General features: G+C 35.3%; 12 protein-coding genes. 10 read left to right on the top strand and 2 right to left on the bottom strand.

Translation table 11 applies throughout. The features are described 5' to 3' along the window. Nucleotides 1-16 precede the first annotated feature (16 nt). Together HMPREF0634_RS04005 and HMPREF0634_RS04000 are read right to left on the bottom strand one after the other, a co-directional pair. Nucleotides 17-979, bottom strand: a complete 963-nt coding sequence (locus HMPREF0634_RS04005; RefSeq protein WP_007789233.1) for an LCP family protein — start codon at nucleotides 977-979, stop codon at nucleotides 17-19. Between the two features lie 170 nt (nucleotides 980-1149). Beyond that, nucleotides 1150-2199, bottom strand: a complete 1050-nt coding sequence (locus HMPREF0634_RS04000) for an LCP family protein (protein WP_408634985.1) — start codon at nucleotides 2197-2199, stop codon at nucleotides 1150-1152. A 163-nt stretch (nucleotides 2200-2362) separates the two neighbouring features. Between HMPREF0634_RS04000 and HMPREF0634_RS03995 the strand changes: the two genes are divergently transcribed. The 10 genes from HMPREF0634_RS03995 (at nucleotide 2363) to scfB (ending at nucleotide 12920) form a co-directional block, all read left to right on the top strand. Next, nucleotides 2363-3151, top strand: coding sequence for a Cof-type HAD-IIB family hydrolase (locus HMPREF0634_RS03995; RefSeq protein WP_007789247.1), 789 nt, complete (start codon nucleotides 2363-2365; stop codon nucleotides 3149-3151). A 16-nt stretch (nucleotides 3152-3167) separates the two neighbouring features. Continuing rightward, the gene (locus HMPREF0634_RS03990) at nucleotides 3168-4295 is read left to right on the top strand and encodes an N-acetylmuramoyl-L-alanine amidase family protein (protein WP_007789248.1); all 1128 of its coding nucleotides are present in this window, start codon (nucleotides 3168-3170) and stop codon (nucleotides 4293-4295) included. A gap of 283 nt (nucleotides 4296-4578) precedes the next feature. Next, nucleotides 4579-4842: an HPr family phosphocarrier protein gene (locus tag HMPREF0634_RS03985; protein WP_040565736.1), complete on the top strand. Its 264-nt coding sequence runs from the start codon at nucleotides 4579-4581 to the stop codon at nucleotides 4840-4842. A 67-nt stretch (nucleotides 4843-4909) separates the two neighbouring features. Beyond that, on the top strand, nucleotides 4910-6625 hold the full coding sequence (gene ptsP, locus HMPREF0634_RS03980; RefSeq protein ID WP_007789243.1) for a phosphoenolpyruvate--protein phosphotransferase: 1716 nt from the start codon (nucleotides 4910-4912) through the stop codon (nucleotides 6623-6625). 278 nt (nucleotides 6626-6903) lie between these two features. Continuing rightward, a complete protein-coding gene (locus HMPREF0634_RS03975; RefSeq protein WP_007789240.1) occupies nucleotides 6904-7557 on the top strand; it encodes a hypothetical protein in 654 nt (217 codons plus the stop codon). Nucleotides 7558-7759: 202 nt separating this feature from the next. Then, nucleotides 7760-8656 carry a helix-turn-helix transcriptional regulator gene (locus tag HMPREF0634_RS03970; RefSeq protein WP_040565740.1) on the top strand — a complete coding sequence of 299 codons (897 nt, stop codon included), beginning with the start codon at nucleotides 7760-7762 and terminating at the stop codon, nucleotides 8654-8656. Between the two features lie 62 nt (nucleotides 8657-8718). Further along, entirely contained in the window at nucleotides 8719-9264 is a 546-nt protein-coding gene (locus HMPREF0634_RS03965) for a ClbS/DfsB family four-helix bundle protein (protein ID WP_007789249.1), read from the top strand. A gap of 14 nt (nucleotides 9265-9278) precedes the next feature. Beyond that, a complete protein-coding gene (locus HMPREF0634_RS03960) occupies nucleotides 9279-10166 on the top strand; it encodes an SPL family radical SAM protein (RefSeq protein ID WP_007789220.1) in 888 nt (295 codons plus the stop codon). 255 nt (nucleotides 10167-10421) lie between these two features. Next, nucleotides 10422-11396 carry a hypothetical protein gene (locus tag HMPREF0634_RS03950; RefSeq protein ID WP_040565734.1) on the top strand — a complete coding sequence of 325 codons (975 nt, stop codon included), beginning with the start codon at nucleotides 10422-10424 and terminating at the stop codon, nucleotides 11394-11396. A 150-nt stretch (nucleotides 11397-11546) separates the two neighbouring features. Then, nucleotides 11547-12920, top strand: a complete 1374-nt coding sequence (scfB, locus tag HMPREF0634_RS03945) for a thioether cross-link-forming SCIFF peptide maturase (RefSeq protein WP_007789242.1) — start codon at nucleotides 11547-11549, stop codon at nucleotides 12918-12920. Nucleotides 12921-12923 lie beyond the last annotated feature (3 nt).

Raw genomic sequence — 12923 nt, 5'->3', positions numbered from 1 at the left:
ATAGAAGGCTATAAGCCTAGTACTCAATATCGTCAAATATAAACTGTTTTAGGAATTTAACAGAGTCAGGGTCAAACCTGATTACCCATCCATAGCTTCTGTAAGAACCGTTGGTTGTATACCTAGGGTTGTCTACAAGAGGGAATTCCTTTTGTTTTATATTATCAGTACCTATTCTAAGAGCCTCGAGACCAAGTCTTATCATCTTGGTTGGTGACATGCTTGAGTCTATATATGGGGCAGCTGCCTTTAATAGGAGAGGGTACCTTAGGAAGGAAGTATTCTTTATCTCCTTCATAATGCTCGATACAATCATCCTTTGTCTGTTGTCCCTACCAAAGGCTGAATCATTGTGTCTGATTCTAGCATAGGATAGGGCCTGGTAGCCGTTTAGCTTTTGTGTACCGGCAGATTTTACCAATTCCATTTCTCCCTTATTCTTGTTGGTAGACCATGAATATGTCTCAGGGATAAACTTATTTAATTCTGCAAGTTCATTCTGGGTTACATCGACTGTAACTCCACCCAGGCTGTCTATAATAGCCATAAATGACTGGAAGTTTATCATGACAAATTCATCTATATCTATATCAAAGTTATTTTCAACTGTTCTTATCAAGAGGTCTTCCTTGCCATAGGCATAGGCATGTGTCAATTTAGACTTGCCATGACCTGGTATGTTAACCAAGGTATCCCTGGCTAGAGATGTTATCTTGATGTCTTTGTGGACGCTGTCTATTGTAACAATCATCATGGAGTCCGCTCTTGAAGTATTTTCTCCTGGTCTGGCATCTGTACCCATTACTAGTATATTTTTGATACCGTCCCTACTTGTATGGGACTTGTCATCTAGACTAGTTGTATTTATATTTGAATTATGGATATCGCTTAGGACAGAGCTTGTTAGGGCAAAAGTCCCAACTGGTATTGCTATGACTAATACGAGTAAAAGTCTTACGAAATTTCTGAGTTTAAACATTTAAACACCTACCTTTCTCGTTGATTATATAATATTAATATTAAATTAACCATAATTGGAAATAAAAAAAGAGGGGTAAGGCATTTAGTTTTGTGTCAACTAAAATACCTACCACTCTTAATTCTTAACATTATATCTAGTTTTTAAAGTTTGTAAAAATAGCCATCTAACTATTGGGCTGCTGACATGTATTCTGAATCTGTCAGGTACTGGCTTCGGTTACCAGCTTCCTTCCAAGCCCGTCTAGCTTCTTCTATCTCATTGGCTGTAGACTTTATATTATCAAATATATACTTATGCAAGATATCCACTTCATAGCTTTCAAATGGTATTACATAACCAGCTTCAGGCAATTTAACTTCATTTTCCGGATGAAGAGGGAACTGCATAGTGTCTATGGTCAAGTTTCCTATTGATAGGACATCCTTACCCAGGTACATTATCTCTGTAGGGGTCATGTTAGTCTTTACATATGGCTTAACTGCATCCAGTAGCTTAGGATACTTGGATATAGATATACCATTAACCTTGTGTATGATAGCTTCTATAACCTTTCTCTGCCTATCATCCCTTTCCATAGTACCATCACTCTTTCTTATTCTTGCGTAAGTAAGGGCCTGGTAGCCGACAAGGGTTTGTTGACCACTTTTCTTAAAGTACTTCAGAGGGCCATTTTTGTGATTGCTCCAACGGTAGCACTCTGCAACAAACTTGTTTAATTCTGGAATTTCTTCACTTTTAATATTTACATCTACACCACCCAGGGCATCAACTATATCCATAAAGGAGAAAAAGTCAACCTGAGCATAGTTTTGTATATCCAACTTAAAGTTGTCTTCTATTGTTTGAATCAATAATTTTTCCTTGCCATAGGCATATGCATGAGTTAGCTTCTGGAAACCGTGGTTGGGTATCTTGACATAGGTATCTCTACCAAGTGAAGTTAGTTTAAGTTTTTTGTGCTTATTATCCACAGTCAATATCATCATGGAATCTGACCTTGAAACCTTCTCACCAGGTCGACCGTCACTACCAACCAAAAGTATATTAATAATTTCATTATCATACTTGTATTTATTTGAAGCCAACATATCAAAATTACCATCTAATTGCATGCTTTTTAGTTTCGAATAAACAACCCCTGCAAATGTAATTGGAATTGTAACAACTAGTACTGCTAGAAAAATTACGAATTTTCTAAGAGCAGACAAAAATATCACCTTCTTTTCTCTAAAGTTACATAAACTATTATATTAAATATCATTTGACTAGTAAAGGGGAATATGGAAAAATATGATAATTTTTTATTGGATTTAACTAGAGGACGGTATATGATATAATGTTATAGGTGACGAGTAGTAATAAATAGAACAGGGAGGCTTTATGGTAAAATTAATAAGTGTAGACATGGATGGTACATTTCTAAATGATGATAAGGAAATGAGTCCAGAATTTGATAAGGTTTTTAAGGCCTTGAAGGAAAAAAATGTGAAATTTTGTGCAGCGAGTGGCAGGCAGTTGGCCAGCCTTAAGACTGTATTTGATAAATATAAGGACCAGATGTTATTTGTAGCAGAAAATGGTGCTGTTATGGAAATAGATGGTCAGCCAATAGTAAATGCAACCCTAACCAGGGAAATTAGCGATAAATTTTTGGCCAGACTTAAGGAATTGGACGATATGAGAATCTTGTATTGTACATCAGACTACTCATACATAGATAGGACTGATGATGAATCCATGGAAAATGCCAGGATATACTTGCCAAAATTTGAAATTGTAAAGGATGTGACCCATATAGAGGAGTTACCAGTTAAGATATCGGTCCATTCAAAAAATGGATATTATAACGACTTTAAACTATTGGTAGAGGAGTTTTCCGACGAGGCCAGTATATGTACCTCTGGTTTTGACTGGTTGGATATAGTTCCAAAGGGGACAAACAAGGGGACGGCCATAGCCAAGATGCAGGCCATGCTTGGTATAAGTCCAAAAGAAACTATGGCCTTTGGAGACCAGATGAATGATTTTGAAATGATAAACCAGGCCTATCATAGTTATGCTATGGATAATGCCATAGATAAAATCAAGCAGATAGCCAGGTATACTGCACCTAGTAATAATGAATTTGGGGTGGTATCTACACTCAAAGAAGTATTTGCCATTGATTAGTGAGGGGTAATAAGGTATGGGAAAGAAGACAAGGACAAGGCAGGGTCAAAATAGAAATTCAAGATCCAGGAGACCTAATGAGCAGAGAAGACCTAGTAAGCAGAGAAGACCTAATAATCCTGCAAGAAAGACCAGACCTAGAAGAAAAAAAATAATTAAATCCAGGTTATTTTTGGTTTTATTTATAATATTTATAATTTTCTTTGCAATAGGGAGGTTAGTCTGGTCGAACCATAAAAATACCCAGGCAAAAAAAGCTTTGGAAGCATCTCAAAACCAAAAGTCTATAGAACTTATGGAAGCGAAGAAGAGGAATGTTATAAATGTTGCCGTAGATGCTGCCAAGGGTGGTATCAATGAAGGCATGACAGCCTATAGAGGTAGTCAAAAAGAAAAAGACATAAACTTGGAAATTGCTAAATATGTCAAGGACAACCTATCAGACCAGGCAGATATAAATGTAATCATGGTGAGGTCCTACGATGAAGATATGAAGCTATCAGAAAGGGTGGCCTATGCAAAAAAGAACCAGGCAGACCTTTATGTGTCAATAAGACTAAGTGCCCAAGCAAACAGGAATGATGCTTCGGGGATAGATACCTTCTACATTGGTCCAGAGAATATAGAATACGATTCACTCATAAAAGATGAGAGTAAGAAGACTGTCTCACTTAAGGATGAAAATAAATCTAAAAAAACTGACGAGTCTACAGACAAGGAAAAGGGAGACAAGTCTTCAAAAGACAAAATAGATACAGGTGATGTCGATACTAATAATAAGTCTTCAAGCCAGGAAAACTCAGATAAGGAAGATTCAAGTAAGGGAACTTCTAAAGGAAAAACCGACAAACCTGAAAGGAAAAACCTATCAAAACTTATGGCAGAGAGCATACAAAATACAACTGTATCTTATATAGAAATGAAAGATAGGGGGGTTTTAGAAAAAAAGTTCGATATCTTAAACTATACTCAGATGCCAGCCGTAATAGTCCAGTGTGGCTTTATAAGCAACAAGGATGATGCCCGTAAATTAGAGAGTGAAAAATATCAACAGGATATAGCCAAGGGCATTAGCGAGGGTATCCTGAAATTTGTAGATGAGCATAGGGCCGATATTATTAAAGATAGGATAAATTATAGGTAGACTTAAATATAGTGGCTATAATATAAGTCTTATATTTGACCTTTTAATTTAAATTGTAAGTTTGGATTTTTTAGAATTTACAGAAAATATTTTAAATAAAATACTAGTAATTTCCTTGCAATTGGGGTAATATATAGGTATAATATTATTTGTTGAATATATGGGGACGAAAAATGACCTCTAGGGTCGCAATCCGTCAAAACCATTTATCAAAGTATAGTTTATTAGAAAGTCTATATGTCTTAGGTTTTCACAAATACAAGAATTTTTTTTGGAGGTTATTATGGAAAAGAAAGTTACAATTATCAATGAAACAGGCTTACATGCTAGACCAGCTAGTATGTTTGTAAAGAAGGCATCTGAATTCAAGTCAAGCGTAGAATTAATTTGTGGTGGAGAAAAGGTAAATGCTAAGTCAATCATGGGTATAATGAAGTTAGGCCTAGCTAAGGGTACTGAAGTAGTTATTGAAACTCACGGAGAAGACGAAGAATTAGCTTTAAATTCAATAGTAGAATTAATAGAAAGTGGTTTTGGAGAAAAATAGTATAACTAGATTGTAAAATGTTAAGAGTTTTCTCTTAACATTTTATTTATATTTGATGGAGGTAGTCATGTTATTTAATGGTATTGGAGCATCACCAGGAATTGTAATAGGCAAGGCCCTAGTAGTAGAAGAAAACGAAATAGTAATAGAAAAAAAGGCTATCAATGATCTTGAAGCTGAAGTTAAGAAATTAAATGACGCGGTTGAAATATCAAAGACAGAACTAGAAAAAGTAAAGGCTAAGGTTGCAAACGACCTTGGAGAAGAAGAAGCAGAAATATTTGGAGCCCATCTTTTGGTACTGGAAGATCCAGAATTCATAGGTGAGGCAGAAAACAAGATAAAGTCAGAGTCTCTAAATGCTGAATACGCCCTAAATGAAGTGAAGGATATGTTTGTGACTATATTTGAGTCGATGGACAACGACTACATGAGGGAAAGGGCTGCAGATATAAAGGATGTTACTAATAGGGTTCTTAGACATATACTAGGTATAAAGATAGTAGACTTGTCTGCTATAGATGAAGAAGTTGTCTTGGTAGCCCATGATTTAACTCCTTCTGACACTGCAACAATGAACAAGGCTATGGTGCAGGGCTTCCTGACTGATATAGGCGGTAGAACTTCTCATACAGCCATAATGTCAAGAACTTTAGAAATTCCAGCCGTAGTTGGTCTAAGTGATATTACATGCCAGGCTAAGGACGGAGATACTATAGTATTTGATGGAGACAAGGGACAGGTATATATCAATCCAGACCAGGCCCTTATAGATGAGTACCAGGAAAAGAAGAGGGTATTTGAGGAAGACAAGAAGGCCCTTGCCCTATTAAAGGGTCAGGAATCTAGGACAATAGATGGTAAGAGGGTTGAATTAGCTGGTAATATAGGAACTCCAGATGATGTTGAAGGCCTGATTAAGAACGATGCAGAAGGTGTGGGTCTATACAGGACAGAATTCCTATACATGAATAATGATGAATTCCCAAGTGAAGAAATCCAGTATGAAGCCTATAAGAAGGTTTTAGAAGGCATGGACGGCAAGCCAGTTGTAATCAGGACACTTGATATAGGTGGCGATAAGAAGCTAAGCTACTTTGAAATGGATGAAGAGATGAATCCATTCTTGGGCTACAGGGCTATAAGATTATGCCTAGACAAGACTGACATCTTTAGGACTCAGTTAAGGGCCCTATATAGGGCATCTGTCTATGGCAAGCTTAGAATAATGTTCCCGATGATATCTTCTCTAGAAGAATTATTGGCAGCTAAGGAAATGTGCCAGAAGGTCAAGGATGAATTGAAGGCAGAAGCAATAGCATATTCTGAAGATGTAGAACTAGGTATGATGATAGAAATACCATCTGCAGCAGTAATCTCTGATATATTAGCCAAGCATGTAGACTTCTTCTCTATAGGCACAAATGACCTAATCCAGTATACTTGTGCAGTAGACAGGATGAACCAGAAGATTAGCTACCTATATAACCAGTTTAATCCAGCTGTGTTGAGATTAATCAAACTTGTAATAAAGAACGCCCACCAAGAAGGTAAGTGGGTAGGTATGTGTGGTGAAGCAGCAGGGGACCAGAAGATGATTCCAATCCTACTAGGATTTGGACTAGATGAGTTTTCTATGTCACCAATATCTATTTTAAGGGCTAGAAGGCTGATAAATTCTGTTACAGAAGCAGATATGAAGAAACTTTCTGACGAGGTTCTTGTCCTAGGAACAGCCAAGGAAATAGAAGCCTATATGGATAAGTTTATAGAATCTAAGTAGACAAGGATTAAAAGGGATTAATATAGTATAATATATTTAGGATATATGAGCAAAATATCCCTAAAAATAAAAAATATATGATATACTAATAAGTTTTTTAGGATTAAAAAACCCTATTATATCAAGGCTTAGAGTGCTTTTAGACAAATAAGGTACATTGAATTATTATTCAAATGCCTTATTTTTTTGTAAAAAACACTAGACTTAAGGTTGAAAGTATGTTAATATAAGGTTGGAAATGATTTCCTGACGTTGAATATTAAGTGGAGGTGTAGCTAATGTTAGGTGATATTATAAGGTATAACTTTTTTGCACTAGATGATGTAGACTATGAGACATACTCTTTAGACTACGCAGTTATTTTGGATATAGACGAAGACAAAAATACTGTGAAGATTTTGCCTATATCTAACAAGTTTAGCAAGGATTCTATTGAATCTTTCTGCATTGGTCTGATTCCTGGATTCGTTGAAATCAAGAATGAAGGCTATGTAAGTAACAAGCAGTACGTACACTTTAGTAAGGTTATCGATGTAAGGCCAGATGAATTACATCCTGTACATGTTCAGGATATAAGTGGTTCTATATTGAAGGATGACAAGGGTAATCCAATTAGCGTTGCACTAACAGATGACCAGTTAGAAAAGATCTTGAGAAAGTATAAGATTTATGAAATTGGTGAGGAAAGAAACCTAATCAATTTACTGATGAAGTCAGATGCCCAGTTCATGTTGGCAGATTCTAATGAGATGGACCAGATTCGTAAGGTATGCAACGTGGAAATGGATAAGTATAGGGAATATAACTTTAAGGACAAGAAGGTCGTAGTTTTCTTTGTTGAAGGTAAACGTTATTCAGTTGTCATGGTTCCAACAGACAACAAGGACCTTTCATATAGAAATGAGAGCCTTAAGACAGCCCTAGCTAATTAATTTGCTATTACTTTTTGTTTTTTTACAAAACTACCATAATAACATGCACTATTATAGTGCAGAGACGTCGGAACTTACCAATCCGGCGTTTTTTCTATAATAAATCCCCCAGTTTATCTGGGGGATTTGTTATAGAAAATAATATAATATGACAAAAGGTGTCATGTTACTGTGGTATAATGAATCGAGGAGATTTAAGATGATGAAAAATAATAGATTGTTTAGGATACTATATTACATTTTAGAAAAAGAGAAAGTTACGGCAAATGAGCTTGCAGATAAATTTGAAGTGTCAGTCAGAACGATTTATCGAGATATTGACTCAATTAGCAGTGCTGGGATACCAATTTATGCCACTCAAGGAAAGGGTGGTGGTATAGAAATTGCCAAAGATTTTGTGCTGAGCAAATCATTGCTTACTGAAAGGGAAAAAGAGCAAATTATGTCTGCTCTTCAAGGATTGGATAATACTACTAAACATTATGAAAATGAACTCATGACTAAACTGTCTGCATTATTTAAAATGAAAAGTACTAATTGGATTGAGGTCGACTTCAATAATTGGCAAAACAACAAGATGTATGAAAGAACATTTAATGATATTAAATCTGCCATTTTAAGTAAGAGTATTATTTCATTCTCATACTTTAGTAGCAATGAAGAAGAAACAAGCAGAAGAGTTAAACCTGTGAGGCTTCTTTTTAAAGGACAGGACTGGTACCTATATGCCCTATGTTTACTTAGAAATGACTTTAGGTATTTTAAATTGTCTAGGATAAAAAATTTAGAAGTTCATGCCGAAAAATTCGAAGACAGCTTTGAAAATTTAATACTGAAAAAAGAAATTCCATATGAAAATACAGTCAATATCAAAGTTAAGTTTGATCATAAAGTTGCCTTTAGAGTATATGATGAGTTAAAGGGAGAAATCGTAGAAGATGATGGAGATTTATATGTTGAAATAGAGATGCCAAATGATTATAACTTATTTAACTATATTCTTTCCTTTGGAGATAGTGCTGAAGTATTAGAGCCAAAGGAGATACGAATACAGATTAAGGAAATGATAAATAAAATGGCAGAAAAATATATAATATGACATATGGTGTCAAGTATCTTCCTGTATAATAAAATAATCAAAAGACAAAGGGGGATTAGATTATGTCAAGACCTAGAACAAAAAAAGATTTATTGACTGCTGCCAAGGAAAACTATGAAAAGTTTAATTTACTTATTTCAAATATGACCGAGGATGAGTTAAATACACCTTTTGATTTTTCAAAAGATGAAAAGAAAAAAGAAGCTCATTGGAAAAGAGATAAGAATTTAAGAGATATTTTAATTCATCTCTATGAATGGCATCAGCTTATTTTAAAATGGGTATATTCTAATCAAAAAGGGGAAGAAAGGCCATTTTTGCCTAAACCATATAACTGGAAAACTTATGGGGATATGAACATAGAATTTTGGAAGAAACACCAAAATACTTCTCTTGAAAGTGCGACTGAAATGTTTCATAAATCCCATAGGGATGTTTTAGAGTTGGCTGAAACATTCACAGATGAAGAATTGTTTACAAAAGAGATATATAAGTGGGTCGGAGGAAGTGTACTTGGGTCTTATTTTGTAAGTGCGACCTCGAGCCATTATGATTGGGCTATGAAAAAGCTTAAAACTCATAGGAAAAATTGCAAATCAAAAGAGTAGGGTAGGGATTTAAAGTGCATTTTACTAAAGTAAAAGGAATCTTATCTTCAAAAAATGGAATGAACTTGTTTAGGGGTTGTACACATGGATGTATATATTGTGACTCAAGAAGTGATTGTTACCAGATGAACCATAAATTTGAGGATATAGAGGTAAAAGAAAACGGAATAAGTCTTCTGGAAGAAAGATTAAGACGAAAGAGGAAAAAATGTATGATTGGTTTGGGCTCCATGACAGATCCATATCTTAGTGAAGAATTAGACTTAAACTATACGAAAAAAGCTCTTGAACTAATAAATAAGTATGGATTCGGTGCTACACTGATAACGAAATCTGCGAATGTCTTAAGAGATATAGATTTACTTAAGGCAATAAATTCAAAAACTAAATGTGTTATTCAAATGACCTTGACAACCTATAATGAAGATATGTGCAAAAAAATTGAACCCAATGTTTCAACTACGAGACAAAGGTTTGAAGCATTAAAAGTATTGCGAGATGAAGGGATACCGACAGTAGTTTGGCTATGTCCAATATTGCCATACATAAATGATACGGAAGAGAATATTCTTGGGATTTTGAATTATTGTAAAGATGCCGGTGTATATGGGATAATATGCTTTGGTATGGGTCTTACACTTAGGGATGGTAACAGAGAATATTTTTATTCCCAACTAGATAAAAAGTTTCCAAGATTGAAAAATCAATATATGAGTGAATACAGAAACAGCTATATAGTGACCAGTCAAAATAATAAAAAGTTAATGGGTCTATTTCACAGATTTTGTGAGCAGAATAATATTGCCCATGATAATGAGGCTATATTTAATTACTTGAATTTATTTGAGGAAAAGGAAATTTCAAAGCAACTAAGTTTTTTTGATGAAATATTTGGCGGCTAATGAAGCACTAAATGACCTGTATGCAAATACAGAATATGAATTAGCCTATGATGGCGCAAAGTCAATGCTCTTGCTGGATAATTTAGGTGATTTATTATATCGTAGGAATTCAAGTGAAATATTAAATATTTTTGTGACCTACAATGCAAAAAAATATGTGTATAAACACTTATATACAAGAATAATTATATATTTTTTGTGAATTGCAAGAAAATATGGTATAATAAAAAGTATCTATGAAACGGAGGTGATTTTTTGAATTTATTCAAGAAGGCTATTGCTGCCAGCTTGGTACTTGCCATGACTTTGACAGTAGGCTGTGGTAGCAATAAAAAAACTGATACCAAAAATAGTGATAAAACCCAGAAAACAGAATATATTACAGAGATTACAAAAGACAATGTAGAAGAAGTGGTTGTTGAATATAAGGAAATATTGTCATATTACAATGATCTCAAGAATAACTTGAAGACAATAAGTGATGCTAGTAAAAACCCAGACCTTGAGAGTGACCTAGTATCAGCCAAGGACTTAATCAAAAATGGCCAGACTCTTTTGGCTAGTACAGATATTAAGTACAAGCCCCTAAATGAGGCTAAGGATATCTTGAAAAAGATGTATGTAAAATCCCTTGACATGGCAGACCATGTTCTTACAGATTCAGCTAAGTACAAGAAGGAATTGAAGGAGTATGATAACTTGTTTAAAGATTTCAAGGAAAAGATGGATAAGATAAGACAGGACGTTGAAAAGGTTAGAGGTAAGTCTGTTAAGGCAAATGACGACAAGACTACGACAGATGAAGTAGACAAGAATAATTCATCTTCAAGTACTGACAAAAATAAGAGCAAGTCAAACAATAAGAAAGACGAAGATAAGGACTCTGACCAGAAGTCAAATAAGAGAAGGTCTAATGAAGATTCTAACAAGAATAAGAGGCCTTCAAACAATACTAAGCCAAGTAACAGTGATTCAAACTCTAATGATGACCCAGGATTTGTTCCTAAGGTTTCTAGTTTGAATAACAGTCTAAGAAGTGAAATTAAGAGTGCCGGTGCTAATGCGGGTAGTAGTTTCAAGCAGGGTGGAGGTAGTGAAAGCCAGCTTGAAGCTGTAGCAACTCAGATGTTTAATGACCTAGAAGGAGATAGTCCAATCCAGGGAAGTCAGATAGCTGAAGCCAGATCTATTTTCGTAGAGGCCTTTAAGGCAGCCTTTTATGGTAATTAATGGCATAATTGGACATTGATTAAACCTAAATAAGAAAATAAAACTAATATTTAAATAAAAACCAATCCATATGGGTTGGTTTTTTTGTATAGTCTTATAATGGTGTGGTATAATAAAGAGTAAAGGATTTTTAAAATAGGAGGAAATAAGGTGGAATTAATACACAAGTATAGTTTGAATGGATATAATATCGTCATAGACGTGAATGGGGGGGCTGTTCACGTTATAGATGATGTGACATATAGAGTACTGGATTTTTATAAGGAAAATGACTTAGAAGATATAGTAGAGCTTTTAGCAGGTGAATTTGAGGCTGATAAGGTCAGGGAGGCCTATGAAGAAATAAAAAATCTAGAAGAGGAGGGACTACTTTATTCAGAAGATGAGTATAAGTTCCATCCAAGTTTTGTAAATAGACAACCGGTGGTAAAGGCACTCTGTCTAAACGTCGCCCACGACTGCAACCTAAAGTGTAAGTATTGTTTTGCTAAGCAGGGTGACTTTGGAGGTAAGGCTGAACTAATGCCACTAGAGGTAGGCAAGAAGGCCCTTGACTACCTGATTGCTAATTCTGGCAACAGGAGAAATCTTGAAATAGACTTCTTTGGTGGTGAGCCACTTATGAACTGGCCAGTAGTCAAGGAATTGGTAAAGTATGGTAGGGAAGTTGAAAAGCCTGCCGGTAAGAATATAAGGTTTACAATTACTACTAATGGTGTCCTTCTTGATGATGAGAAGATAGACTTTATAAATGAACACATGCATAATGTAGTCCTATCACTTGATGGTAGGAAGGATGTCAATGATAGCATGAGGCCAACTGTAAATGATAAGGGTAGTTATGATATCATAGTACCTAAGTTCCAGAAATTGGTTAGTCAGAGGCCTAAAGACAAGTACTACTATGTGAGGGGTACCTTTACCAGGGACAACCTGGACTTTTCAGAGGATGTCAAGCATTTTGCTGACCTTGGCTTTGAGTTGACATCTATAGAGCCGGTTGTAGATGATGAGACTAACCCATTTGCCCTAAGAGAGGAAGACTTACCAAAGATATTCGAGGAGTATGAATCTTTTGCAGATGAATTGGCAGATAGGCAGTTGAGGGGAGAGAAGATGAAGTTCTTCCACTTTATGATAGACTTAAACCAGGGCCCGTGTGTTATCAAGAGAATAACAGGTTGTGGGGCAGGTAATGAGTATATATCTATAGTGCCAAATGGGGATATCTACCCATGTCACCAGTTTGTAGGAAAGGAAGAATATATTCTAGGCAATATAAATAATGAAAAGATTGAGATACCTGAAGATATAACAAATATGTTCAGGGAGGCTCATGTATATAACAAGGAAACTTGCCAAACATGTTGGAACAAGTTCTACTGTTCTGGTGGATGTCATGCCAATGCAATTAACTTTAATAATGATATTAAAAAACCATATGATTTGGGATGTGAAATGCAGAAGAAGAGGACGGAATGTGCCATAATGATTCAGGCAAAATTACTGACTGAAGGTGAATAATAT

The organism is Peptostreptococcus stomatis DSM 17678 (assembly GCF_000147675.1).
Taxonomy (GTDB): Bacteria; Bacillota; Clostridia; order Peptostreptococcales; family Peptostreptococcaceae; genus Peptostreptococcus; species Peptostreptococcus stomatis.
Note: the sequence above shows the minus strand (reverse complement) of the source record. Positions and strands in the feature narration are given on the sequence as shown.

Coding starts and splice junctions, on each gene's coding strand:
- ptsP (WP_007789243.1), top strand. CDS start 4,910: ATGTTATTTAATGGTATTGGAGCATCACCAGGAATTGTAATAGGCAAG.
- HMPREF0634_RS04005 (WP_007789233.1), bottom strand. CDS start 979: ATGTTTAAACTCAGAAATTTCGTAAGACTTTTACTCGTATTAGTCATA.
- HMPREF0634_RS03995 (WP_007789247.1), top strand. CDS start 2,363: ATGGTAAAATTAATAAGTGTAGACATGGATGGTACATTTCTAAATGAT.
- HMPREF0634_RS03970 (WP_040565740.1), top strand. CDS start 7,760: ATGAAAAATAATAGATTGTTTAGGATACTATATTACATTTTAGAAAAA.
- HMPREF0634_RS03985 (WP_040565736.1), top strand. CDS start 4,579: ATGGAAAAGAAAGTTACAATTATCAATGAAACAGGCTTACATGCTAGA.
- HMPREF0634_RS03975 (WP_007789240.1), top strand. CDS start 6,904: ATGTTAGGTGATATTATAAGGTATAACTTTTTTGCACTAGATGATGTA.
- HMPREF0634_RS03965 (WP_007789249.1), top strand. CDS start 8,719: ATGTCAAGACCTAGAACAAAAAAAGATTTATTGACTGCTGCCAAGGAA.
- HMPREF0634_RS03990 (WP_007789248.1), top strand. CDS start 3,168: ATGGGAAAGAAGACAAGGACAAGGCAGGGTCAAAATAGAAATTCAAGA.